This window comes from Psychromicrobium xiongbiense (assembly GCF_030271165.1).
GTDB lineage: Bacteria > Actinomycetota > Actinomycetes > Actinomycetales > Micrococcaceae > Renibacterium > Renibacterium xiongbiense.
The window spans coordinates 49,334-73,721 of sequence record NZ_JASSZH010000034.1; the positions used below are offsets into that span (position 1 = coordinate 49,334).

Consider the following 24,388-nt stretch of genomic DNA (forward strand, 5'->3'; position numbering starts at 1 on the left):
GGGTTTTTCTCTGGATGGACTGGGAAGGGTAGGTTCAGGGGATTGGCCGTGAGGCTGGGTCGCTGATCAGGGTGCCCTGACTGTTCAGACAGTTCTGACAGAGGCCGAAAAAGGTGACATCCGCCCGGCGGACGGTGATGGACGTCGACGACGGCTCCAGACAGGGTGCCTCACCGACCACGCACTCGACGTCTTCCACTAGGCCGCAGCGCTCGCAGATCGCGTGATGGTGGTTATCGCCCACACGGGTCTCATAGCGTGCCGGGCCGGAATCAGGCTCGATTTTGCGCAGTAGGTCGAGCTCGGTCAGGTCGCCAAGAATGGTGTAGACACTTTGCAAGGTCAGGTCGGGCAGCTGCGTTCTGGCGTGAAACCAGATGCTTTCCGCCCCTTGGTGAGGTTGCTCGTGGGCTGCTTCCAACACCACCAGGCGCTGCCGGGTGACCCGGCGTCCGCGAGCACGCAACTCCTCACCCCAGGCGAGGGTGGAGTGATCCGGCTGCACGGTGCTCATGGACTCAGTCAACCACTTATTCTGAGTAATTCGCAATAAGGTAAGGCTGGCTTTGCCCAGACACGGCATCATCGCCGCTTTCTATCGATTTCTGTCGAGTAAGCCTTGATAGCCCCTGAGGCGATGAGGAGGGCCGCCGGGCTGAGAGAATGGACCCATGCGACTGATCCTGATCCGACATGGCCAGACGGAATCCAATGTGGGACGTCTGCTGGACACCGCACTGCCCGGCCCCGGCCTGACCGATCTGGGCCAACGTCAGGCGCAGGCGCTGGTAGAGGCCTTCCGGGACGTGCCGATCGACGCTCTGGCGGCATCGTCTGCGCTTCGAACCCAACAGACGGCCGCCCCGCTTGCTGCGGCCCGCGGACTGGACCTCCGTTTGTTCCCCGGTGCACGTGAGATTGCTGCGGGTGAACTGGAGATGCAGGGCGGGCAGGCGAACATTTCGGCCTATCTCGGCACGGTGTATTCCTGGTTGCAAGGGCATCGGGACCGCCGGATGCCGGGTGCGGACAGCGGGCATGAGGTGCTGGACCGGTTCGATGCCGCCGTCGAGCAGCTCTGCGCCAGCGGCGATCTGGAGCCCTCCGCCACCGTAGTGCTGGTCAGCCACGGGGCCATGATTCGCTACTGGGCCGCCAGCCGAGTCGAGGGCATGGACCCGGAGCACCCGGAGCGTTATGAACTCAGCAATACCGGTGTGGTGGTTCTGGAGAGTATCCCGGGCGAACCTGGAACCGACGCCGACCACAAGTCCTGGCGGCTCGTCCGCTGGATCAGTGGGCCTGCAGGTGGTCCAGAACTCGCCGATCGTGCACATGACGGACCGGCCGATGATGCTTTCAGCCATGCCTAATCGACGCCTCGGAGGCTCCTCGTTGGCCCGCCTGCCGCACACCCCCTGGTGGGCGGTCCCCGTCATTCTGGGGCGACGGGCAGACCTGGGGCTGGTGGGTATTTGCGTCGTCACCTCCTTTGTGTTGTCTGCGGTCAACCTCAGTACCTGGTATCAGGTTGCGGTGCCTCTGGCGCTGCTGCTGGCGTTGGGAGTCGCTGCCTGTCAGTTCCTGGCCTATTTCCGGCCAGCCTTCGCCATCCCGACGGCCGCGTTCACCATAGCCCTGCTGATGCTTGTTCTGGGTGAGGCTCCGAATCTTCCGACTCCGTTGCCGGTCATCGTGATGATCGCACTGTTTCTGAGCATGCTGATTGCGGGGGTCCGCAGCCCCTGGTTCATCGCGGGTGCCATCTGGCTGATCCCGCTTGCAGTCGCGGTGAGCGCGGAGCAGTGGCTCGGTCCACCCTTGACTGCCGGGCGCAATGCCAACCTCATCGTCTACGCCTCGGTCGGATTCAGCGTTGTCGTGGTCGCGGTGATCCTGCGCCAATGGCAGTTGGTTCGGGCAGAACTGGCCGTCCAGCGTGGTGCGACTGAGGTGGAGACGCAGCGCCGCCAGCGGGTCGAAGAGCGGGCTCAGATCGCCCGGGAGCTTCACGATGTGGTGGCGCACGGCATGTCCCTGGTGGCGGTCCAGGCCACCACGGCCAGGTATCGGCACACCGGATTGCCGGAGGCCGTGATCGATGAATTTGAGGAGATTGCCGGTCACTCGCGGCGCGCGATGGCGGAGATGCGTCAGTTGCTGGGCGTCCTGCGCAGCGATGGGACCGAGCCGGATCTGCTGCCCCAGCCCGACGCCGCCCGGCTGGATGATCTGGTGGCAGCCATGCGGCAGGCCGGAGTGGAGGTCCGGCTGTCCGTTCCGGAGGCCTTTTCCCCGGGGCCGCTGTTGGGGCTGACGGTGTATCGCATTGTGCAGGAAGCGCTCAGCAATGTGGTCCGACACGCGGCTGGCGCTGCTGCGCAGGTGACCATCTCCCAGCACGGCGACTGGTGGCGGGTCGTGGTGGAGAACGGGCCCGTACCGGCCAAGGGTCGCGGCGCGGCGATCCTGGACTCGATGTCGGAGGCTCTCGGCGTGGGAGGCGAGGGGGCCGAAGGACACGGCCTGCGCGGCATGGGTGAGCGGGTGCATGCCGTCGGGGGGCATATGGTCTATGGGGATGTGTCTACCGGCGGCTTCCGTCTGGTGGCCACCCTTCCGGCCTCAGCATCAGCGGCGCCCTCCGTGCCGCCGTCGCCGCTGCAGGACGCATCCGCCGACCGTCCTGCACACCATGACCCTGCACACAACGACCCTGCACACAACGGAGATTCATGACCATCACCGTGGTACTGGCCGACGATCAGGCGATGGTTCGTGCCGGATTCGCCGCCCTGCTCAATGCTCAGCCCGATGTCGAGGTTCTGGGTCAGGCGGAGAACGGAGCAGAGGCGGTGTCGCTGTGCGCCTCCTTGCATCCGGACGTGGCTCTGCTGGATGTCAGGATGCCTGAACTCAACGGCCTGGACGCGGCCCGGGTCATTCTTGCCGGAGGCTATGGCACCCGGGTGCTGATGCTGACAACCTTCGACGTCGATGACTATGTCTACGATGCGCTGGCGTTGGGTGCCAGTGGCTTTTTGCTCAAGGACGCCCTGGCGGACGAGCTGGTGGCCGCGGTTCGCGTGGTCGCCTCCGGGGACGCGCTCATCGCGCCCAGCGTGACCAAGCGACTGATCGAGAACTTCGCCCGCAGCAGGCCACGCAGCCCGCAAGGGCGGGTGCGGCTCAATGCTCTGACCGAGCGGGAACGGGAAGTCCTGGTGCTGGTGGGGCGCGGCCTGTCCAACCAGGAGATTGCTGCCGAACTGTTCATCGCGGAGCAGACGGTCAAAACGCACGTCTCCAAAGTGCTGACCAAACTGGATCTACGGGATCGGGTCCAGGCCGTAGTTCTGGCCTATGACACCGGTCTGGTGCAGCCAGCGGGCTGAGCGCGCTGGCTGCACGCTTCCAAGCCGCATCCTCGACCGGCTCAGCTCCGGTTGATTCAGCGGAGGTTGACGAACTGGAGGTCGGCGTCTTCGAAGCCCTTGAGTAACGTCATGGTGGCCTGCAGATCGTCCCGGCTCTTGGAGGAGACGCGCAGTTCGTCGCCCTGGATCTGTGACTTCACGCCCTTGGGGCCTTCGTCGCGGATCAGCTTGTTGATCTTTTTGGCGACATCCTGCGCGATGCCCTCCTTGATCGAAGCTTCCAGTCGGTATTCCTTGCCGGAGGCAAAGGGTTCACCGGTGTCCAGGGACTTCAGGGAGATGCCGCGCTTGATGAGCTTGGATTCCAGCACATCGAGAACCGCGAGGACGCGCTCCTCTGAGTTGGCCTTCATCAGAATCTTTTCACCGCTGAAGTCGACCTCTGCGCCGACGCCCTTGAAGTCGTATCGCTGCGCGATCTCCTTCTGAGCCTGGTTGAGCGCATTGGCGACTTCCTGCTTATCGACTTTGCTGACGACATCGAACGTTGAATCGCTCGCCATGATTCCTCCTGAAGGGTGACGGGTTTGCGATCTAGCCTAGTGCAAATCCACCCCAGGGTTGAGGTGTTCATAGCGTGCGGTCAGGTTATCTGGAGTAGTGGCTTAGACGACCGGGAAAGAGTGAGGGCATGAGCACACAGAAGGCACGCAGGTATGTGGTTCGGGGAGCCAAAGCGGCAGCGGGATCGTTGCTGGCGGCGGCAGCCGTGGCGGCGGTGACCGCCTTTGCTCCGGTTCCGGCAGGCACGCCGGGGGCGCAGAGCTCTGTCTCTGCTGTTGCCGGTGCGGCTGTGAGCGTCAGTCAGGCCGCCCGGCTCCAGGGGGTGCAGCAGGATCTGGCGCGTGCCGTGACGCTGGGGCAGGTGACGCCGGATCAGGCACGCCGTTTCCAGGAACGATTGAGCCGCAGGATTCTGGCGGATTAGACCTGTTTTTGCCCTCGCCCCGCTCTCGATTCGATTCTGAGCGCGGTGTTCTGTAAAGTGATCTTGCTCCCTCAGGGGAGTCCTTCCACACTGTGAGCCGGAGCCGTCGGCGCGCTGGAGTCTCAGCGGATCAGTGGGATCTGGCAGATTACCCGAGCGGCCAAAGGGGGCTGACTGTAAATCAGCTGGCACTGCCTACGGGGGTTCGAATCCCTCATCTGCCACCGGCCGAGGGCCCGGAATCATTGAGATTCCGGGCCCTTCGTGCGTCTGCCGACGAAGCAGGCGTGCGTCAAAGTTTTAAGCACTTACCGGGGGCGATGTCGGCACCAGTCCCGGAAAATCAAGGAACCAGGCTGCCGGTCGCGCGGTAGGTGCTTAAAACTTTGACGCCCGGTGAGCGAGCATGCGGTGCCGGATCGCAGCTCTGAACGAAATCTTGTCAATATGTCAGTACAAACTTTTGACAGGACATCAATTCTCATGCACAGTAGAGCCTGTGGCCGTGATCACAGGCATCGGTTGCCACCGCTGACCCTCAGGGGCCGGAGTTATCAGGGATTGCCAGAGAAAGGTCCACATCGCCGTGACCCACGAACTGCTCACCATCGGGCGTATCAGCGTTGATATCTACCCGAATGACATTGGTGCAGACCTGGAGGACGTAGGGACGTTCAGCAAGTACCTGGGCGGTTCACCCTCCAATGTGGCAGTCGCCGCTGCGCGCCATGGTCGACGGACGGGGGTCATCACCCGCACCGGTGACGATCCCTTTGGCACCTATCTGCACCGTGAGCTACGTAAATTCGCGGTCGATGACGCCTACGTCACCCCGGTGCCGGGTCTCCAGACCCCCGCTACCTTCTGCGCCATCAAGCCACCGCATGACTTTCCGCTCTATTTCTACGGACGCTTCCCAACGGCTCCCGATCTGCAGATCCAGGCGGATGAGCTGGATCTGGACGCCATCCGTGAGGCCCGAATTTTCTGGTCCACGGTGACCGGCCTCTGCCAGGAACCCAGCCGTTCGGCCCACCTCGCCGCTCACCAGGCACGTCCGCGGACCGGACTCGCCGCGGGCCAGTACACGGTGCTGGATCTCGACTACCGCCCGATGTTCTGGGCCTCGGAGGAGCAGGCGCGCACCGAGGTGGCGAAGATCCTGCCTCAGGTAACGGTCGCCATCGGCAATGACCAGGAGTGCGCGGTGGCCGTTGGCCCCGGCACTCCGGATGAGCAGGCCGATCGCCTGCTGGGTGCCGGCGTGGAAATCGCCGTCGTCAAGCTGGGCCCCGAGGGCGTCATGGCGAAGACCCGCATGGAACGTGTGGTGTCCGCGCCCGTCCCCGTGGAAACCCTCAATGGGCTCGGAGCCGGGGATTCCTTCGGCGGAGCGTTCTGTCACGGCCTGCTTGCCGGTTGGCCGCTCTCTGAGGTTCTTGACTACGCCAATGCCGCGGGCGCCATCGTCGCCTCCCGGCTCTCCTGCGCAGACGCCATGCCGACGCCGGAAGAAGTTCTGTCATTGCTGGCCGAACGCGGCCGGCTTCAGCCTGATTCGGCAATGGCCAGCTCAGTAGTGGACAGTGCCCCGATGGCCGAAGGAGCAGGACGTTGAGTGTCCAGGACGATCCCCGCCGTTACGAACACCTCACCCGGATCCGGCTGGAGGATCCTGAGGCTGTGGCCCGGGCGGCCGCAGCGCGCCGTAGGCACCCCGGACTGCGCTATGGAGTTCAGAATTTCATTGTGGCCGCGGACCACCCTGCCCGGGGTGCATTGAGCGTCGGCACCCATCCGACGGCGATGGCGGACCGTGCATCTCTGCTGGACCGGCTACAGATTGCGCTCGCGAACCCGGCGGTCGACGGCGTACTGGCCTCGCCGGACATCCTGGATGACCTGCTTCTGCTCGGTGCCCTGGATGGCAAACTGGTCTTCGGCTCGATGAACCGCGGCGGCCTCGCGGGGCTGGTCAACGAACTCGATGACCGGTTCACCGGGCACACGGCCCAGGCGCTGGAGGCTCTCGGGGCCGATGGCGGCAAGATGCTCACCCGGATCGCTCTGGATGACCCGGATACGGTCTCCACTCTGGAAGCGACGGCGAAGGCCATCGATGCTCTTGCCGCACGCACACTGATCGCCATGGTGGAGCCGTTCCTCTCCGCACGGGATGCCCAGGGACGCCTGCGCAATGACCTCTCCACGGACGCCGTGATCAAATCCGTTGCCATCGCCCAGGGGCTGGGTTCCACCAGCGCCTACACCTGGATGAAACTTCCAGTCGTGGCGGAGATGGAACGCGTGATGGCGGCCACCACCCTGCCGACCGTGCTGCTGGGTGGCGACCCGGACGCCGGCCAGGAGGAGGTCTTTGCCAGCTGGCAGGCGGCACTGGCTCTGCCGGGGGTGCAGGGTCTGACCGTGGGGAGGACTCTGCTGTATCCGCAGGACGGTGATGTGGCGGCTGCGGTAGCTACCGCAGCATCGCTGCTGAAGACTCGCACCACACCAGATGCCACACCCGTAGCCACTGCGGAAGTATCGGAGTAACTCCATGTCACCACGCACCCTGACCGTGGCTCAGGCCCTGGTCGAGTATCTCTCCCGCCAGTACACGGTGGATGTCATTGGCGGCGTCGCGTATCGCGAACGGCTGATCCCGGGTATGTTCGGCATCTTCGGTCACGGCAATGTTGCCGGAGTCGGGCAGGCCCTCAAGCAGTACCAGGCGGCTGACCCGGCGCTGATGCCCTACTACCAGGGTCGCAATGAGCAGGCCCAGGTTCATCAGGCGGTCGGCTATGCCCGGCACACCCGCCGCCGCCAGACCTTCGCCGTGAGCACCTCGATCGGCCCCGGCTCCACGAATATGCTCACCGGTGCTGCGCTGGCCACGGCCAACCGGCTGCCGGTGCTGCTGCTGCCCAGCGACACCTTCGCCACCCGGGTGGCAGACCCGGTGCTCCAGCAGATCGAGCAGCCCTACGCCTATGACGTCACAGTCAATGACGCGTTCCGCCCGGTCTCGAAGTACTTTGACCGGGTTTCGCGGCCGGAACAGCTGTTTTCCGCGCTCCAGAACGGCCTGCGGGTGCTGACCGATCCGGCGGAAACCGGAGCGGTCACCATCGCGCTTCCGCAGGACGTTCAGGCGGAGGCACTGATGGTCCCCGCGGAGTTCCTGGCGGAGCGGGAGTGGCGAATCCGCAGGCCGGAGATCGAGGAGGAGGACCTCCGACTCGCGGTGGAGGCGATCCGGGCAGCCCGGCGGCCGCTCGTCATCGCCGGTGGAGGGGTCCTCTACGCCTGTGCGCAGGATGAACTGGCCCGCTTCGCGGAGCTGACCGGCACCCCGGTGGCCAACACTCAGGCGGGCGTCGGCGTGCTGCCCTGGAACCACCCGCTCTCCGTGGGTGCAGTGGGTTCCACCGGCACCACGGCCGCCAATGCGCTCGCTGCCCAGGCGGATCTGGTGATCGGCATCGGCACCCGCTATGAGGACTTCACCACCGCCTCGCGGACCGCCTTCCAGAACCCTGAGGTGCGATTCCTGAACATCAATGTCACCCCGCTCGACGCCTACAAACACGGGACCTCGCTGCCGGTGGTCGCGGACGCCCGCAAGGCCCTGGTCAAGCTGAATGAGGCACTGGGCGGCTACCGCGTAGGAGCCGACCTGGAGCAGGAGGTGACCGCGCAGAAGAAGCGCTGGGACGGCATCGTGGATCAGGCCTTCGACATCCGCCACACCCCGCTGCCCAGCCAGAACGAGATCATCGGTGCCACCCGCCGGGCCATGGACGATGCCGATGTGGTGGTCTGCGCGGCCGGCTCACTGCCCGGGGATCTGCACAAGATGTGGCGTGTGGTGGATCCCTTCGGCTATCACGTCGAGTACGCCTACTCCTGCATGGGATACGAGATTCCAGGCGGGCTGGGCATCAAACGGGCCACCGTGGCCGAGGCTGCTGCTGGTGGCACGGGGCGCGATGTCGTCGTGATGGTCGGTGACGGCTCCTACCTGATGATGCACACCGAGCTGGTCACGGCCGTGGCCGAGGGTCTCAAACTCATTGTGGTGCTGATCCAGAACCACGGCTATGCCTCGATCGGCTCGCTCTCCGAGTCACTGGGCTCGCAACGCTTCGGCACGCAATACCGGAAGCTGGACGCGGCCCAGCACAGCTTCGATGCCGGAGAGAAGCTCCCGATCGACCTCGCCACCAACGCCGAAAGCCTGGGCGCACGCGTCCTCCGGATCGCTCCGGGGGAGGACGTCATTGCCGATCTGGAGCATGCCATCCGCGAGGCCAAGGCGGCACCGGAGGGCAGCGGGCCGATCGTCATCCACGTCGAATCCGATCCGCTGCTCGACGCGCCGGACTCCGAATCCTGGTGGGACGTTCCGGTCTCCCAGGTCTCCGAACTCGAATCAACCCAACGGGCGTACCAGAACTACACCGAGCACAAAGCGCAGCAACGGCCCCTGCTCGGCTGAAACAGGCACCCGGCTAGACCAGGCACTCGGCAGAACCTACCCAGGAAGACCCATGACGAACATCATCAAGCACTTCATCAATGGCGTGGAGACCGCTGGTTCCGGCGATCGCAGCCAGGCCGTCTACAATCCGGCTACCGGGGCGGTGACCGGGGAACTGCGGCTGGCTAACCGGGTAGATCTCGAGGCAACGGTCGCAGCCGCGCGTACGGCCGCCGACTCCTGGGGCGACTTCTCGCTGGCCAAACGCACTGCGGTGCTCTTCGCGTTTCGCGAGCTCGTCGCCTCCCATATGGACGAACTCGCTGCGCTGATCACTGCCGAGCACGGCAAGGTCCTCTCCGATGCCAAGGGCGAGATCGGCCGCGGTCTGGAGGTCGTGGAGTTCGCCTGCGGTATCCCGCAGCTGCTCAAGGGTGACTACTCAGACCAGGTGTCCACCGGCATCGACGTCTTCTCCTTCCGCGAGCCGCTGGGCGTTGTCGCGGGTATCACGCCGTTCAACTTCCCGGTCATGGTGCCCCTGTGGATGGCGCCGATGGCGATCGCGACGGGCAATGCCTTCATCCTCAAGCCCTCCGAGCGAGACCCTTCCGCCCCCCTGCTGCTGGCGAAGCTGTGGAAGCAGGCCGGCCTGCCCGATGGCGTGTTCCAGGTCCTGCACGGCGACAAGGAGACCGTGGACGCGCTGCTGACACACCCGGACGTGGACGGCATCTCCTTCGTCGGGTCCACCCCGATCGCGAAGTATGTCCACGAAACCGCCACGGCGCACGGCAAACGGGTCCAGGCTCTGGGCGGGGCTAAGAACCACGCCATCGTGATGCCCGATGCCGATCTGGACAATGCTGCCGATCACCTCGCAGCGGCAGCCTTCGGGTCCGCCGGAGAACGCTGCATGGCGATCTCGGTCGCCGTGGCGGTGGGCGAGGCCGCTGATCAGCTGGTCGGGAAGGTCGAGGAGCGCGCCCGGGCCGTGAAGGTCACCAACGGTACCGAGCCCGATGCCGAAATGGGCCCGGTCATCACCCCGGCCTCGAAGGAACGCATCGTGCGGATCGTCACCGAGGCGGAGGCTGCCGGTGCCGCGATGGTGGTGGACGGTCGCGAGCTCGTGGTCCCCGGCCATGAAGAGGGCTTCTGGGTAGGCCCCACCGTCATCGACCACGTCAGGACGGAAATGACCGCCTATACCGAGGAAATCTTCGGGCCGGTCCTGGTCGTGGTCCGGGTGGAGGACCTGGATGCCGGCATTCGGTTGATCAATTCCAACCCCTACGGCAACGGCACCGCGATCTTCACCTCCTCCGGCGCGAACGCGCGCAAGTTCCAGCGCTCCGTGACCGTCGGCATGATCGGCATCAACGTGCCACTGCCGGTGCCGGTGGCTTACCATTCCTTCGGCGGCTGGAAAGCGTCGCTCTTCGGTGACAAGCACATCTACGGACCCGAAGGCGTCTCTTTCTACACCCGCGGAAAGGTGGTCACGAGTCGCTGGCCGGAACCCACCCACGCCTCCGGCGCCTCCTACAACTTCCCGTCCAACTAAGGTGCCCGGAATGACAGAGAACAAACTCATCATCGGCACAGCCCCGGACTCCTGGGGAGTCTGGTTCGCGGATGACCCGCTGCAGACCCCCTGGGAGCGGTTTCTGGACGAAGTGGCCGAGTCCGGCTACCGGTGGATCGAGCTGGGCCCTTATGGTTATCTGCCCACCGACCCCGTGCGTCTGGCCAGGGAACTCGCAGCCCGGGATCTCAAAGTCAGCGCAGGGACGGTCTTCACGGCCTTCCATCGCGGTGCGGCGCAGTATGAGGAAGCCTGGGAGCCAGCACGCAGGGTGGCTGAGCTGACCGCAGCCATGGGTGGGGAGAACATCGTGGTGATCCCCGCCATGTGGCGCGATGACGTCACGGGCGAGGCGGTGGAGAGCGGCGAGTTGTCGGCTCAACAGTGGTCCGACCTGTTCGCTGGCCACAACCGGATGGGCAAGGTTCTGCTGGAGGATTATGGACTGAAACAGCAGTTCCACTCGCACGCCGATTCTCATGTCGGTGCGCAGGCCGACATCGAGCATCTTCTGGCGGAGACCGACCCTCAGTACCTGAACCTCTGCCTGGACACCGGGCACGCGGAGTACTGCGGGGCGTCCAGCCTGGAGCTGATCAGCAAGTACCCGGAGCGCATCGGCTACCTGCACCTGAAGCAGATCAACCCGGAGATTCTGGCCACGGTCAACGAGCGGAACATGACCTGGGCCGCCGCCAACCTGGCCGGGGTCATGACCGAGCCCCCGGGTGGCCTGCCGGACCTGCGGGCCGTCATCGAGGCTGTCGAGGGGCTCAATCGCCCGATCTTCGGCATTGTCGAGCAGGATATGTACCCGGTGGCCTTCGACGTGCCGATGCCCATCGCCAAGCGCACCCGCAACTACCTGCTCTCCTGCGGATCCCGCACCACCGTCGGCTAACAGCCCACAACGCTAACAGCCCAGAACTAAGGAAGAACAACATTGACTGACATTCTCCGCGTGGCCGTCATCGGCGCTGGCCGCATGGGCGCCGATCATATCAAGCGGCTCAGCACCCGCACCCACGGCGCCGAGGTGGCGGCCGTGGTCGACGTCGACCTGGCCCGTGCGCGGGCCGCTATCGAGGGAATAGCGGGTGCGGTGGCACTGGACAGCGCTGAAGAAGCCCTCAATAACGGCGACGTCAACGCCGTGCTGATCGCCACACCCGGATTTTTGCATGAGGACATCCTGTACCTGGCACTGGCCAAGGGGTTCCCGATTCTGTGCGAGAAGCCGCTGACGCCGGATGCCGAGAGCGCCTGGCGCGTCGTCGAGGCGGAGGTAGCCACCGGGCGCAGGCTCATTCAGGTGGGCTTCATGCGCCGCTTCGATGCGGAGTACGCGGCGCTGGGTTCCATGATCCGCCGTGGCGAGCTGGGGGACCTGCTCATGCTGCACCATCAGCACCGCAATCCGACCACGCCACCGGGCTTCACCAATGAGATGCTCATCCACGACTCGGTGGTCCACGAGTTCGATGCGATTCGCTTCTTCACGGGTGAGGAGATCACCTCCGTGCAGGTTCGCCTGGGCAAGGCCACCCACCGTGCGAGCAATGGCCAGCACGACCCCCAGCAGGTGCTGATCGAGACGGCATCCGGGGTGCTGGCCGATGTTGAAATCTACGTCAACGCGAACTTCGGCTATGAGGTCTCCACCCAGGCCACCTTTGAGGACGGCATCGTCAGTATCGGTGCCGATGCCGGACCGTTCGTGAAGGCGGCTGGCCGCTGGGGCGGGGAGGTGGCACCGGGGTTCGAGGCCAGGTTCAGGGCTGCGTATGACGTCGAGGTCCAGGCCTGGGTTGATGCGGCCCTGCGCGGGGAGCTGGGTGGCCCTTCGGCCTGGGACGGTTACGCCACTGCGGCATGCTGCGAAGCCGGTGTGGAAGCCCAGAAGTCAGGTCTCAGGGAGGCTGTGCTGCTCCGGGAGAAGCCGGAGTTGTATCGCTGAACGGGCGGAAAAAGTCGCACAGCAGCTCAGCACGGTGGTGGGAAATGCCTGCCGCAGTGCTGAGCTGCGTCCGTTTTACCGGTCGGTCAGTAGTGGCTCACCGTCCTTGATAACGATTCCACCTTAAAAGTCCTATTGTCATGACAAAGTATTGACAGATGTGATCTGGTTCACCACACTCGGAGGAGTGGCGTTGAGCCCCTGTAAAGTGGCAGGGCCTCCGACCCGATCAAAGGAGATTAATTGTGGTGAATTTTTCGTGGCGGAGGGCCGCTCTGGTCGCGGCCGTCGTTCCGTTGGTGGCCCTGAGCGCCTGTTCCGCCCAGGGCGGTAAACCGGCCGACACTGCGAATGCGGGTGGTGGACAGGCGGCCTCGACGCCGCAGATCAAGGTTGCACTGGTGACCCACGCGGCAGCCGGGGATACCTTCTGGGACATCGTCCGCAAGGGAGCAGAGGCCGCCGCCAAGAAGGACAATGTTCAGCTGCTCTACACCAACGATCCCGATGCCGGCCGCCAGGCACAGCTGGTTCAGCAGGCCGTTGATCAGAAGGTGGACGGCATTGCCGTGACCCTGGCCAAGCCGGATGCCATGAAAGACGTGCTCTCCAAGGCGACCGCAGCGGGAATCCCGACGGTGGCTTTGAACGCAGGCTCCGATGCCGCGAGCGCACTGGGGGCGTTCACGTATTTCGGATCCGATGAAAAAGTCGCCGGGCAGGCTGTGGGAACCAAGCTGGCACAGGGTGGCTACAAGCATCCCATCTGTGTCATTCACGAGCAGGGCAACGTCGGTCTGGAAAGTCGCTGCGCGGGCGTCAAAGACAAGGTCCCCGGCACGGAGATCCTCTACGTCAACGGTCAGGACATGACCGCGGTGCAGTCGACGGCCACGGCTAAGCTCCAGTCCACGCCGGACGCTGATGCCGTCATCGGCCTCGGAGCACCCTTCACCGTCACACTGCTGAAGTCGGTGGCGGATTCCTCCAGCAAGGCCAAAGTTGCCAGCTTCGACCTGAACGCGGAGCTCGCTCAGGACATCATTGACGGCAAGATTCTCTTCACGGTCGATCAGCAGCCCTGGCTTCAGGGGTACATGGCGGTGGATGCACTGTGGCAGAACAAGATGGGTGGCTTCAAGATCGGCGGCGGATTGCCCGTCCTGACCGGTCCCGCGATTGTCGACAAGAGCAATGCCGCTGACATCCTCAAATTCGCCCAGCAGGGCATCCGCTAGACCCTGACCCGGGTCGCGCGGTGGGAGCCCGTCGTGCGGCCCGTTCGACAAGGAGTTCTTCAGATGACAACAACAACTGTGCCGCGGGCAGCTGCCGCGGATGAACGCATCGGCCGCCGAAGTCCTTTTCAGAAGCTTCTGGGCCGTCCCGAAGTCGGCGCCCTGGTGGGCGCGGTGGTCCTTTTCATTCTTTTTTCCCTCGTCTCCAGCACCTTCCTTCAGCCCAGTGCCTTTGCCACTGTTCTCTACGGTTCTTCGACCATCGGCATTATGGCGGTAGGGGTATCGCTGTTGATGATCGGGGGCGAGTTTGATCTCTCCACCGGTGTCGCGGTCATTTCCTCGGCGCTGACGGCATCGCTCTTCAGCTGGAATTTCTCGCTCAACGCCTGGGTCGGTGTGGCCCTCGCACTCGTGGTCTCGGTGGGTATCGGGTTCATCAACGGCTGGATTCTGGTCAAGACCAAGCTGCCCAGCTTCATCGTCACCCTGGCCACCTTCCTGATGCTCACCGGTCTGAACCTGGCGCTGACTCGCGCCATCGGCGGCAGTGTGGCGTCGCCGTCTATCGCCAAGCTGGAGGGCTTCGATTCGGCCCACGCGGTGTTTGCCTCCTCGGTGAACATCGGTGGCGTGGACGTCAAAATCACCGTGTTCTTCTGGATTGCCCTGGTAGCCGTGGCCTCCTGGATTCTGCTGCGCACCAAGATCGGTAACTGGATCTTCGCCGTCGGCGGGGATGCAAATGCTGCCCGTGCCGTGGGCGTTCCGGTGACGAAGACGAAGATCGGCCTGTTTATGGCCGTGGGGTTCTGCGGCTGGATTTTAGGCATGCACAACCTGTTCGCCTTCGACTCGGTGCAATCCGGTGAGGGGGTGGGCAACGAGTTCCTGTACATCATCGCCGCAGTCATCGGTGGCTGCCTGCTCACCGGTGGGTATGGTTCGGCCATTGGCGGGGCGATCGGCGCCTTCATTTTCGGTATGGCCAATAAGGGCATCGTCTACGCGCAGTGGAACCCGGACTGGTTCAAGTTCTTCCTGGGCCTGATGTTGCTGCTGGCCACCATCGTCAACCTCATCGTCAAACGCCGTGCAGAGCTCAAGTAGGGGACAGCGGACATGAATGCTCACCAGATTGACCAACAGACGCTGCTCAAAGATGAAGCGGATCCGCTGACCCATACGCCAGTGCATCTGCTGGCCCTCGATGGCGTTGGCAAGCACTACGGAAACATCATCGCCCTCCGCGATGTCACCATGGCCGTGGACAACGGGCGGGTCACCTGCGTTCTGGGTGACAACGGAGCCGGAAAGTCCACCCTGATCAAGATCATCGCGGGCCTGCATCAGCACGATGAAGGTGTGCTGACGGTGATGGGGGATGCGCGGAAGTTCGCCTCGCCCCGGGATGCGCTGGATGCCGGCATCGCCACCGTGTACCAGGATCTGGCGGTGGTGCCGCTCATGCCGATCTGGCGTAACTTCTTCCTCGGCTCGGAGCTGACCACTGGCTGGGGGCCGTTCAGGAGCATGGATGTCCAGAAGATGAAGGACGTCACGCTCCGCGAACTGGCTCAGATGGGCATCGATCTGCGGGATGTGGAACAGCCCATCGGCCAGCTTTCCGGTGGCGAGCGCCAGTGCGTCGCGATCGCTCGTGCGGTGTACTTCGGGGCGAAGGTGCTGATTCTGGACGAACCGACGGCCGCGCTGGGGGTCAAGCAGTCCGGCGTCGTGCTCCGCTACATTCTGCAGGCCCGTGACCGGGGACTGGGCGTCATCTTCATCACCCACAACCCGCATCACGCCTTCCCGGTGGGGGATCGCTTCCTGCTGCTCAAACGCGGCAAATCGATCGGCTACTACGACAAAAAGGACATCACCCTGGATGAGTTGACCGCTCAGATGGCCGGTGGCGCGGAGCTTGCCGAGCTCGCCCATGAGCTGGAGCAGCTGGGCAGCCACCGCGAGGTGATGGAAGAGGTCCAGAGCGAGGTCATAGCGGTGGACGTCGCCTCCGATGGCAGCAGCGAGGAGCCTCAATGAAGAAGGTGACTCTGGGCCTGGTGGGAGTCGGGCGGATCGGCATCATGCATGCCCGGAATATCAGTGCACTCAGCGCTGAGCTGGCGGGCCGTGGCCTCGGGATTGAGCTGAAGCTGACGGATGTTGCCGAGGAGCATGCCCGCTCGGTTGCGACTGGACTCGGCGCCGAATTCCTGCCGTCGGTGGAAGCTCTGCTTGCCTCCGGGGTGGACGGCCTGGTCGTGGCGACCGGAACGGCCACGCATCCGGAGCTGATCCGTGCCGGAGTGGATGCCGGCATTCCGGTGTTCTGTGAGAAGCCGGTTGCCCTGAGCGTGCCGGACTCGTTGCCGGTGCTGGAGCATATCCGCACGAAACACGGCGTGGTGCAGATTGGCCACCAGCGCCGTTTCGACGCCGGTTACCTAGAGGCCAGGCGTGCCTACCAGGCGGGAGAACTCGGCTGGATCCACTCGCTGCGAGCCGTGACCTGCGATATGGCTCCGCCGCCGGTCGAGTTCCTGGCAACCTCCGGAGGCCTGTTCCGGGACTGCTCGGTGCACGACTTCGACATCCTGCGCTGGCTGACCGGACGCGAGATTGTGGAGGTCTACGCCAGGGGCTCCAATAACGGGGACCCGGCGATCGGCGAGGTGGGCGATGTGGACACCGCCCTGGCCCTGGTGACCTTCGATGACGGCACGCTCGGTACCGTATCGGCCACGCGGTACAACGGGGCTGGGCACGATGTCCGGCTCGAAATCCAGGGTTCGCGGGAATCCCTGCTGGTGGGGCTGGATGAGTCGACGGCGCTGCGTTCGGCGGAGGAAGGGGTGAGCTTTCCCTCGGGAGAGCCTCACCAGACCTTCGCCGACCGATTCGAGAAGGCCTACCGTGCTGAGATGGCGGCCTTCGTGGAGCTGGTCCTGGGGGAACGGGAGAATCCCTGTACCCCGGAGGATGCCGTCGCCGCCTCCCGGGTGGCCGATGCCGCCCAGGAATCACTGATCACCGGAGCCCCGGTCCAGGTTCAGCGCTAACCAGCCAGGCGCCGCCCCGTCGTGCCTCTGCCTGGCGTGCCGGCTGTTGGGATCAGCGGGCGTTGGGATCAGCGCGTGAAGGGCAGCCGGGGATCGATCTGCTGCTCAGCCCAGCTCTGCCGCACCCAGCCGTGGTGTGGATCGTCGCTGATCAGCCATTCCCGGACCAGCCCGGGGCCGGCCATCACATTGAGGTAGTACAGGTCGTAGCCGGGGGCCGCCATCGCCGGTCCATGCCAACCGTAGGGGACCAGTACCACATCCCCCGTGCGCACTTCCGCGGAGACATCGATCGCTCGCTCGTCGGAGGCGTAGACCCGCTGATAGCCGATCGCATCAGCATCGGCAGGCGCTCCCGCTTCCGGGGACACCCGCGTCTCGAAATAGTAGATCTCCTCCAGCGCAGTCTCGCCGTCCTTCTCCTCATCGTGCTTATGCGGGGGATAGGAGGACCAGTTGCCCGCCGGCGTGATGACCTCACAGACGATGAAGCGGTCCGCTTCCAGCGCGGCCGGGGTGCCGAAGTTGTGCACCTGGCGGGAGCAGTTGCCCGCGCCGCGCAGTTCCACCGGGATATCCGCTGCGGCGATCACCCGGGTGGGGTGGTCGAGCTGCGCGGGAGCCGTGGCCACTGCCACCCGTCCGCCCTCCGCTGAGCTGATCCGTAGGGCCTTCCCGACGCCGGAATACAGCACATCGCTGGGCCCGTGGAAGACCGAGGCACGCCCCGCGAGCCGGTACTCGGCGTCATCGACCGTCACGGTAAAGGAACCTTTGAGCGGCACCACAATGCGCTCCTCGCCCGCAGCAGGAAGCTCGATGCCGCCCCCCGTGGCGAGGGTGGCGACCTTCAGGCCGGTGTGTGCCCAGCCCTCCACGTTCAGGCTGGAGTCGGAGGCCCCCAGCGAGACGTCCCACCCGCCATCGGCGGCAGTTCCCAGTGGGTAGACCCAGGTGGCCATGAGGTGTCCTTATCCCAGCGGCTCAGCGCTGTACGAGTGTCATGTCAAAGCTGTAAGAATCCGCGCGGTACACATGGTGCCCGGTTTCCACGGTGCGCCCGGCGTCGTCCACTGCTGTGCGCTCCATGGTGACCAGGGCGGCTCCGGCCTCGGTGCGGAGCAGCCCGGCCTGATAGTCGTCGGCGAGCATTGCACCCACGCGTTGATTGGCGAGGCGGAAGTTCACGCCGCCTCGGCGGAGGATCGCGTAGAGGCCTTCGCTGGAGAGAGATGCTTCATCGATTTCGACGATGTCATCCCGTACCCAGTTCTCCATCAGGGCCAGCGGGGTTCCGCCGACCTTGCGTAGCCGGGTGAAGTGATACACGGAGGAGCCTGCGGGCAGATGAAGTGCTTCCAGAGTACGAGGCTCTGCCTCCTGATGGCCGAAGCTCAGCACCTCTGTGCTCGGTTTCTGCCCGCTGTTGCTCAGGTCGTCGTACAGACTGGAGAGTTCCAGAGGCCGGCGCACCTGGCCGGAGACCACCTGGGTGCCCACACCGCGCTTGCGCACCAGCAGTCCTGAGCGGACCAGTTCATCCATGGCCTTGCGCATGGTGGGGCGGGAGAGGTTGAGTTGGGCGGCCAGATCGATTTCATTGTCCAGGCGGCTGCCCGGCGCCAGCTCGCCCGTGCGGATGGCGGCCTCGATGCCCTGGACTACCTGATGGTACAGGGGGACCGGGGAGGCGCGGTCGATGCTCAGGTCAAGTCGTGGTGCCATGGCCATTGGTCCTTTCGACAGGGGTCTGTGCATATGTTCTCTTGAGAGGACATATTACCTTTACCCTGTGCTGGCGCACTCGGATGATGCTGAGTGAAGGCGATCATGACGCGATTCCAGTTGTAGTTAGGTCGCCTAACTGTTAGGATGGCTAACTATGAACATGTTGAGCATCGAAGATCTGAATCTGGCCGGGGAATTTCGCTCCGCGCTACGTCAGGCCGTCTATTTCACCCGGCGGATGGACGCCGACGGAAAGCTCTCGGCAGCGCAACTGAGCCTGCTCAATATGCTGGCCGATGACGGACTGCGAGTCAGTGCGATCGCGGCCAACCTCGGGGTCCGGATGCCCAGCGCCACGGAATCGATCACCCGGCTCGCGCAGGCCGGGTTGGTGGAGCGGTGCGCCGACCCCTCCGACTCGCGCGTCGTCGTCGTCCGGCTCACCGAGCAGGGGCGGGCGACCGCCCAGGCCGTCAACCACCAACGCAGCCAGGTCATCGCCCGGGCACTGAGCCAGCTCACTCCCGACGAACAGAACACCCTGCGGGAGGCCATCCCCGTGATGAACCGCCTCAACGAGATCTTCGGCTCGATTCAGGCACCGGCTGGCCGATGACCGGCCGGATTCAGCAACAACAGCAGCAACAGAACGACAGAACAGACAGGCAGGAAAGCGGCAACGTGAACGCACATCAAACGGGTCATCCAGACGCGGTCGAGGAGATCGAGGAGGTGCTGGCAGAGGAGAAAACCTCCATGCTCCGCCAGCCGATGGCGGTCTGGGCTACCGCCATCGCCGCAGTCTTCGCCTTCATGGGCATCGGGCTGGTGGATCCCATTCTTCCGGCCATTGCCAAGAACCTTCAGGCCAGTCCTTCTGAGGTCTCACTGCTGTTCACCAGCTACTTTCTGGTCACCGCCGTGGCCATGCTCATCACCGGCTGGGTCTCCTCGCGCATCGGAGGGAAGAAAACCCTGCTGATCGGACTCGGCCTGATCGTGATCTTCGCTTCGCTGGCGGGCACCTCAAACACCGTGAGCCAGCTGGTGGGCTTCCGTGCCGGCTGGGGGCTGGGCAACGCGCTCTTCGTGGCCACCGCGCTCGCCGTGATCGTGGGGGTCGCCTCAGGCGGCACCGCGACCGCCATCATCCTCTATGAAGCGGCCCTGGGTCTGGGCATTTCGCTCGGCCCGCTACTCGGAGCCCTGTTGGGTGGCTGGCAGTGGCGCGCACCGTTCTTCGGCACCGCCGTGGCCATGGCCTTGGCCTTCATTGCCTGCCTGGCCCTGCTGCCAAAGATGAAGCCCGCCGCGGTCAAGACCCGGTTGCGCGATCCGCTGCTTGCCCTCGGGCACAAGGGTCTGCGGTACACCGCAGGCAGCGCGCTCTTCTATAACTTCGGATTCTTCACCATTCTGGCCTTCACCCCCTTCATCCTGGGGATGGACGCCTACGGCATCGGCACGGTGTTCTTCGGCTGGGGCGTTTTCCTGGCCATCACTTCCGTCTTCGTTGCCCCGGTGCTCCAGCGCCGCTTCGGCACCACCCCGGTGCTGATCGCCTCGTTGCTGGGCCTGGGCGTGGTGCTGCTCGTCATCGGCCTCGCGGCAGGTCACTCGGTTCCGCTGGTCGTGACCATGGTGGTCATCTCGGGTGGCTTCCTGGGGATCAATAACACCCTGTACACGGAACTCGCGATGGGCGTCTCCGACTCGCCACGGCCGGTCGCCAGCGCCGGGTACAACTTTGTCCGGTGGATGGGCGGCGCTCTGGCTCCGTACTTTGCCGCACAGCTGGGTGAGCACTTCGGCGAGCAGGTGCCGTTCTTCGTCGCGGCTGTGTCCCTGATGATCAGCATCGCTGTGGTGTTGATCGGCCGGAAGTACTTGCGCGCTCACGAGCCGCACGGGGTCTGATCTCCAGCGATAGGCTGACGCCATGACCCCTCAGGAGCTTGCGGTGCTGGTCCAGCTGCGCCGTGCTAAGGACTATATGGACCGGGAGTACGCTCAGCCGCTGGATGTTCCCGGGCTGGCCAGCCGCGCGCTGATGTCCACGGCGCATTTTTCCCGTCAGTTCCGCGCGGCCTATGGGGAAAGTCCCTACAGCTATCTGATGACCCGGCGGATTGAACGGGCGATGGCGTTGCTGCGCTGCGGGATGAGCGTCACCGACGCGTGCATGACCGTGGGGTGTACCTCGTTGGGCTCCTTCAGCAGCCGGTTCACCGAGCTGACGGGGGAGACGCCAAGCTCCTATCGTGCCCGCGAGCACTCAGCGGTGGAAGCCATGCCGGAGTGCACCGCGATGATCCTGACCCGCCCGGTCAGGGCTGCCCGAAACCGAGCAGGATTGGAGAAGCCCCGCGGCGCCCGGATTCCTAGGATGAAGTCATGACTATTTCACTCCAGTTCACCAATCTGACCGTCAATGATGTCGATGAGGCCCTGGGCTTCTACCGCGACGCGATCGGACTCGACGTCCGCAGTGACGTCTCCAACGGTGAGTTCCGCTGGCTCGCCCTGGGACCCGCCGCTCAGCCCGGGCTGAGCATCGTCCTGTCGGTGCCGCACGCCGGCCGCTCGCAGGCCGATGGCGACGCCATGCAGGAACTGCTCACCAAGGGTGTGCTGCCGAACATCGTGTTCAGCACCGACGATCTGGACGGAGCCTTCGAGCGGGCCAGGGCCTGGGGAGCGGAGGTGCTTCAGGAGCCGATGAGCCAGCCCTGGGGCCCGCGCGACTGCGCCTTCCGTGACCCCTCCGGCAACCAGGTCCGCATTTCCGAGGTGGTCCGCACCGACGGCTGAACCGTCTGGCCAGACCGTCTGACCAAAGTTCCCCGGGCGACCATCTGATGAACGCTCGGGGAACTTTGCGTGCGCGGCCGGGATGCCGATTGACGGGCTGCGGATGGCCTGTCAGTCTGTGGTGGCAGCACCTCGTTAGGCGAGGCTCCTGCGCGAACACAGGCCACTGATCTGACGACGTCGAGAGACGCCCAAGATCAGGACAGACCGCCTCGGATTAAGGGGCGGTCCCAGGTGGCTTCCGCTCTGCCGGATACGTCGCGCAGTGCCGAAGCTCTACGTGGGGGTGACTTCACCACTTTCTGGGCGCATCAGACATGCGTCCGCGCCCCTCGCTGCCTGCCTGATCTATCGCCTGGAGGTGGACGCCATGGAGTTCTTCGATATTGCACTACGCATTCTTGCCGGCCTGGGATTTGGGGCGCTGGTCGGCTTCGAACGCCAGTGGCGGGCCAGGCTCGCGGGCCTGCGGACCAATGCGCTGGTCAGTCTCGGTGCGGCACTTTTTGTCATCTTCGGCGGCTACACCTTCACCGGGCCCGGCGCGGACCCCACAAGAGTGGCAGCCCAGATCGTCTCCGGCATCGGCTTCCTGGGTGCTGGTGTGATCATGAAACAGGGTGCCACGGTCACCGGCCTCAACACCGCGGCGACCCTCTGGGCGACGGCCGCAGTGGGCGCCCTCGCCGGGGCGGGCGAGTACATGATCGCTGCGGCCGGAACGGTGGCGATCATGGTGGCCAATATGCTGTTGCGCCCGCTGGGGCGGATGATGGACAAAGGCCCCGAGGGCGGGCGCGAACCGCAGGCCGTGGACTACCTCTTTGAGGTCCGCTGTGCCGAGGAGGCCGAGGCACACCTGCGGACTCTGATTGTGCACGCGGTCACCCTGCCCGAATTCCGACTGCGCTCCGTGCAGTCATCGGACACCGCCACTCCGGGTGAGGTGCGGATCGCAGCGGAGCTGACCGCTCATGAACGCGACGATCGCCAGTTGGAGGCAGCCGTCAGTCGTCTGAGCCTGGAACCGCGCGTCACCTCTGTGCGTTGGACCATTGCCGAGCCCGCTGTGCTGGACTGACGCCCGGAATAAGCCGCAGCGTGGCGATGTTGGCATGTCCGGGCAGAGCGCGCCCTGCCGCCTCGGCTGACGTAGGGTCAGAGGGAACGGGCGCGCCGAGCACACCGAGAGCAAGCAGAGAGGTAACTCAACTCATGGCAACCATTGACATCACCGCGGAGACCTTTGGGCCCACCGTGGAGGACAACGACATCGTACTGGTGGACTTCTGGGCCGGCTGGTGCCAGCCGTGCCAGCGTTTCGCACCCACCTACAGTGCCGCCTCGGACAAGCATGAGGATGTGGTCTTCGCCAAAGTGGACACCGAGGCGCAGCAGCAGCTTGCCGCCGAAGCGAACATCACCTCGATCCCGACCCTGATGGCGTTCCGCGAAAAGGTGCTGGTGTTCTCGCAGCCCGGTGCGCTGAACCCCTCGCAGCTTGAGGAAGTCATCACCGCGGTCAAGGGTCTGGACATGAAGGAAGTTCACGCGGCGGTCGCTGAGCGCCAGGCGAAATAGGGCGTATCTTTCTCTCGTCGAGTGTCGAGATCATGCTGTTTTCCCGCGGGTTTCCAGCGTTATCTCGACACTCGACGTCGTTAAGGGGCGTCGTTAGTGGGCCTCTGAGGTCACTGGCCTGAGCAGCACGTTGTCGAGCTTGGGCAGGGCGTGGCCCAGCCGGTGCTCGCTCTCGTGGAGGATCGACTCCACGCTGGAGAGGGCGGCATCGGCCACTTCCACGGTGGCTGCCCCCTGAAGTCGGTGCCCTACCCAGCGCAGCTGGATCGTCCGGATGCCCAGCACGCCCGGTGTTGAGGCGAGCACGCGCTCGGCCCGGTCCAGCAGCTCAGGCTCGATGCCGTCCATGAGTCGGCGGCCGATGCTGCGAACCGTGCCCCAGAGCAGCACCAGGATGGCGGCGGAAATCAGCAGGCCGACGATCGGATCGGCCAGCGGCAGACCGGCCATCACACCGAAGGCGCCCAGCACCACCGCGAGCGAGGTGAAGCCGTCCATTCGGGCGTGAACGCCATCGGCCACCAGCGCGGCAGAGCCGATTTTGCGGCCGATCCGGATCCGGTAGATCGCGACCGCCTCATTCCCGGCAAAGCCGATCAAGCCGGCAGCGACGACCCACCAGAGGTTTGTCAGGGTCTGCGGGTGCGCCAGGCGGTCAATGGACTGCCAGGCGGCGACGATGGCGGACAGCGCCACGACCGCGACGATGAAGAGCCCCGCGAGATCCTCGGCTCGACCGAAACCGTAGGTGTAGCGGCGGGTGGCCGCCCGTCGGCCCAGAATGAACGCCACCCACAGGGGCACCGCGGTCAGCGCATCGGAAAAGTTGTGAATGGTGTCTGCCAGCAGTGCGACCGAGCCGCTCATCAGGACCACCAGGAACTGCAGCACCGTGGTGCCGAGCAGCAGGAAGAGGCTGATCTTCAGGGCGCGCACGCCCTCGGTGCTGGCCTCCATAGCGTCGTCGATGGAGTCGGCGGCATCGTGGGTGTGCGGGACGAAGAGCTCGATGAGCCAGCCTTTGACGCCATGGTGATGGCTGTGGGAATGTCCGTCGTGGTCGTGGTCGTGGTCGTGGTCGTGGTCGTGGTCGTGGTCGTGGTCGTGGTCGTGGTGCGCGCTCATCGTTGGTCCTGTTCCGCGAGGTGGTGGGCGGGAGTGCCACCGAGGGCATGCTCGGCCTGGAAGATAGCATCGGCCACCAGCTGGCGGGCATGCTCGTTCTCCAGCCGGTACATCACCTTGGTGCCCTCCTGACGAGTGGCGACCATGCGGGCCAGCCGCATTTTGGCCAGATGCTGGGACACTGCCGCAGGGCTTTTGCCGACCAGCTCCGCCAGGGTTCCGACGGCGAGTTCGCCCTCTCTCAGGGCCAGAATGATCCGCACCCGCGTGGCATCGGCCAGCATGGAGAACACTTCAACCGCCAGCTCGACGTACTGACTGTTGACCCCCAGGCCGCAAGCTCTACTATCTGCATTCATACGCATATTCTGTCACAGTTTCCTTCGCCGAGTGGTGGGGTTAAGCCCCCGGGGGGGGACCAAGGGGGGGGGTTGTAGCCCA

At 64.6% G+C, this 24,388-nt stretch carries 26 protein-coding genes, 1 tRNA gene and 1 riboswitch; of the genes, 21 read left to right on the forward strand and 6 right to left on the reverse strand.

Translation table 11 applies throughout. The features are described 5' to 3' along the window. Positions 1-34: 34 nt before the first annotated feature. On the reverse strand, positions 35-514 hold the full coding sequence (locus QQM37_RS12110; protein ID WP_285727836.1) for a Fur family transcriptional regulator: 480 nt from the start codon (positions 512-514) through the stop codon (positions 35-37). 157 nt (positions 515-671) lie between these two features. Here QQM37_RS12110 and QQM37_RS12115 point away from each other — a divergent pair, with 157 nt between their 5' ends. From QQM37_RS12115 to QQM37_RS12125, 3 genes are read left to right on the forward strand one after another with little or no spacing between them, the layout of a single operon-like run. Continuing rightward, on the forward strand, positions 672-1,373 hold the full coding sequence (locus tag QQM37_RS12115; protein WP_285727838.1) for a histidine phosphatase family protein: 702 nt from the start codon (positions 672-674) through the stop codon (positions 1,371-1,373). Next, positions 1,366-2,739 carry a sensor histidine kinase gene (locus QQM37_RS12120; protein WP_285727839.1) on the forward strand — a complete coding sequence of 458 codons (1,374 nt, stop codon included), beginning with the start codon at positions 1,366-1,368 and terminating at the stop codon, positions 2,737-2,739. Before QQM37_RS12115 ends, QQM37_RS12120 begins: the two co-directional genes overlap by 8 nt. After that, the gene (locus QQM37_RS12125) at positions 2,736-3,395 is read left to right on the forward strand and encodes a response regulator (RefSeq protein ID WP_285727841.1); all 660 of its coding nucleotides are present in this window, start codon (positions 2,736-2,738) and stop codon (positions 3,393-3,395) included. Before QQM37_RS12120 ends, QQM37_RS12125 begins: the two co-directional genes overlap by 4 nt. A 56-nt stretch (positions 3,396-3,451) precedes the next feature. Here the strand turns inward: QQM37_RS12125 and QQM37_RS12130 are convergent, their stop codons facing one another. Next, on the reverse strand, positions 3,452-3,940 hold the full coding sequence (locus QQM37_RS12130) for a YajQ family cyclic di-GMP-binding protein (RefSeq protein WP_285727843.1): 489 nt from the start codon (positions 3,938-3,940) through the stop codon (positions 3,452-3,454). Between the two features lie 128 nt (positions 3,941-4,068). On the opposite strand from QQM37_RS12130, the gene QQM37_RS12135 reads away from it, so the two are divergent. From QQM37_RS12135 to QQM37_RS12190, 12 genes are all read left to right on the forward strand, one after another. Then, positions 4,069-4,365 carry a hypothetical protein gene (locus QQM37_RS12135; RefSeq protein WP_285727844.1) on the forward strand — a complete coding sequence of 99 codons (297 nt, stop codon included), beginning with the start codon at positions 4,069-4,071 and terminating at the stop codon, positions 4,363-4,365. Positions 4,366-4,507: 142 nt separating this feature from the next. After that, positions 4,508-4,589 (forward strand) — tRNA-Tyr (locus tag QQM37_RS12140). A gap of 362 nt (positions 4,590-4,951) precedes the next feature. Beyond that, positions 4,952-5,983, forward strand: a complete 1,032-nt coding sequence (gene iolC / locus QQM37_RS12145; RefSeq protein ID WP_285727846.1) for a 5-dehydro-2-deoxygluconokinase — start codon at positions 4,952-4,954, stop codon at positions 5,981-5,983. Then, a complete protein-coding gene (locus QQM37_RS12150) occupies positions 5,980-6,921 on the forward strand; it encodes a Cgl0159 family (beta/alpha)8-fold protein (protein WP_285727848.1) in 942 nt (313 codons plus the stop codon). The genes iolC and QQM37_RS12150 overlap by 4 nt, the downstream gene beginning before the upstream one ends. Before the next feature lie 4 nt (positions 6,922-6,925). Beyond that, positions 6,926-8,869: a 3D-(3,5/4)-trihydroxycyclohexane-1,2-dione acylhydrolase (decyclizing) gene (gene iolD, locus QQM37_RS12155; RefSeq protein ID WP_285727850.1), complete on the forward strand. Its 1,944-nt coding sequence runs from the start codon at positions 6,926-6,928 to the stop codon at positions 8,867-8,869. Positions 8,870-8,921: 52 nt separating this feature from the next. Further along, the gene (locus QQM37_RS12160) at positions 8,922-10,418 is read left to right on the forward strand and encodes a CoA-acylating methylmalonate-semialdehyde dehydrogenase (protein WP_285727852.1); all 1,497 of its coding nucleotides are present in this window, start codon (positions 8,922-8,924) and stop codon (positions 10,416-10,418) included. 10 nt (positions 10,419-10,428) lie between these two features. Further along, entirely contained in the window at positions 10,429-11,340 is a 912-nt protein-coding gene (locus QQM37_RS12165) for a sugar phosphate isomerase/epimerase family protein (protein WP_285727854.1), read from the forward strand. 42 nt (positions 11,341-11,382) lie between these two features. Beyond that, the gene (locus QQM37_RS12170) at positions 11,383-12,396 is read left to right on the forward strand and encodes a Gfo/Idh/MocA family protein (RefSeq protein ID WP_285727856.1); all 1,014 of its coding nucleotides are present in this window, start codon (positions 11,383-11,385) and stop codon (positions 12,394-12,396) included. 245 nt (positions 12,397-12,641) lie between these two features. Next, positions 12,642-13,634: a substrate-binding domain-containing protein gene (locus QQM37_RS12175; protein WP_285727858.1), complete on the forward strand. Its 993-nt coding sequence runs from the start codon at positions 12,642-12,644 to the stop codon at positions 13,632-13,634. Between the two features lie 63 nt (positions 13,635-13,697). After that, the gene (locus QQM37_RS12180; protein ID WP_285727860.1) at positions 13,698-14,744 is read left to right on the forward strand and encodes an ABC transporter permease; all 1,047 of its coding nucleotides are present in this window, start codon (positions 13,698-13,700) and stop codon (positions 14,742-14,744) included. A gap of 12 nt (positions 14,745-14,756) precedes the next feature. Beyond that, a complete protein-coding gene (locus QQM37_RS12185; RefSeq protein WP_285727862.1) occupies positions 14,757-15,683 on the forward strand; it encodes an ATP-binding cassette domain-containing protein in 927 nt (308 codons plus the stop codon). Then, positions 15,680-16,702, forward strand: a complete 1,023-nt coding sequence (locus tag QQM37_RS12190) for a Gfo/Idh/MocA family oxidoreductase (RefSeq protein WP_285727864.1) — start codon at positions 15,680-15,682, stop codon at positions 16,700-16,702. The genes QQM37_RS12185 and QQM37_RS12190 overlap by 4 nt, the downstream gene beginning before the upstream one ends. A 68-nt stretch (positions 16,703-16,770) precedes the next feature. Here QQM37_RS12190 and iolB read toward each other — a convergent pair whose 3' ends face one another. Together iolB and QQM37_RS12200 are read right to left on the reverse strand one after the other, a co-directional pair. Then, on the reverse strand, positions 16,771-17,664 hold the full coding sequence (iolB, locus tag QQM37_RS12195) for a 5-deoxy-glucuronate isomerase (RefSeq protein WP_285727865.1): 894 nt from the start codon (positions 17,662-17,664) through the stop codon (positions 16,771-16,773). A 22-nt stretch (positions 17,665-17,686) separates the two neighbouring features. Further along, on the reverse strand, positions 17,687-18,427 hold the full coding sequence (locus tag QQM37_RS12200) for a GntR family transcriptional regulator (protein ID WP_285727866.1): 741 nt from the start codon (positions 18,425-18,427) through the stop codon (positions 17,687-17,689). 157 nt (positions 18,428-18,584) lie between these two features. On the opposite strand from QQM37_RS12200, the gene QQM37_RS12205 reads away from it, so the two are divergent. The 6 genes from QQM37_RS12205 (at position 18,585) to QQM37_RS12230 (ending at position 22,822) form a co-directional block, all read left to right on the forward strand. Beyond that, the gene (locus QQM37_RS12205) at positions 18,585-19,046 is read left to right on the forward strand and encodes a MarR family winged helix-turn-helix transcriptional regulator (RefSeq protein ID WP_285727868.1); all 462 of its coding nucleotides are present in this window, start codon (positions 18,585-18,587) and stop codon (positions 19,044-19,046) included. Between the two features lie 65 nt (positions 19,047-19,111). Further along, entirely contained in the window at positions 19,112-20,347 is a 1,236-nt protein-coding gene (locus QQM37_RS12210) for an MFS transporter (RefSeq protein ID WP_420030165.1), read from the forward strand. Between the two features lie 22 nt (positions 20,348-20,369). Then, on the forward strand, positions 20,370-20,828 hold the full coding sequence (locus tag QQM37_RS12215) for a helix-turn-helix transcriptional regulator (RefSeq protein ID WP_285727870.1): 459 nt from the start codon (positions 20,370-20,372) through the stop codon (positions 20,826-20,828). Continuing rightward, positions 20,825-21,241 (forward strand): VOC family protein, encoded by a 417-nt coding sequence (locus QQM37_RS12220; protein WP_285727873.1) that lies wholly within the window; start codon positions 20,825-20,827, stop codon positions 21,239-21,241. Before QQM37_RS12215 ends, QQM37_RS12220 begins: the two co-directional genes overlap by 4 nt. A gap of 124 nt (positions 21,242-21,365) precedes the next feature. Next, positions 21,366-21,534: riboswitch (M-box (ykoK) riboswitch) on the forward strand. Between the two features lie 77 nt (positions 21,535-21,611). Beyond that, positions 21,612-22,322, forward strand: coding sequence for an MgtC/SapB family protein (locus tag QQM37_RS12225; RefSeq protein WP_285727875.1), 711 nt, complete (start codon positions 21,612-21,614; stop codon positions 22,320-22,322). A gap of 134 nt (positions 22,323-22,456) precedes the next feature. Continuing rightward, positions 22,457-22,822: a thioredoxin family protein gene (locus QQM37_RS12230; RefSeq protein WP_285727877.1), complete on the forward strand. Its 366-nt coding sequence runs from the start codon at positions 22,457-22,459 to the stop codon at positions 22,820-22,822. Positions 22,823-22,915: 93 nt separating this feature from the next. Here the strand turns inward: QQM37_RS12230 and QQM37_RS12235 are convergent, their stop codons facing one another. Continuing rightward, on the reverse strand, positions 22,916-23,947 hold the full coding sequence (locus tag QQM37_RS12235; RefSeq protein ID WP_285727879.1) for a cation diffusion facilitator family transporter: 1,032 nt from the start codon (positions 23,945-23,947) through the stop codon (positions 22,916-22,918). Further along, positions 23,944-24,306, reverse strand: a complete 363-nt coding sequence (locus tag QQM37_RS12240; RefSeq protein WP_285727881.1) for an ArsR/SmtB family transcription factor — start codon at positions 24,304-24,306, stop codon at positions 23,944-23,946. Before QQM37_RS12240 ends, QQM37_RS12235 begins: the two co-directional genes overlap by 4 nt. Positions 24,307-24,388 lie beyond the last annotated feature (82 nt).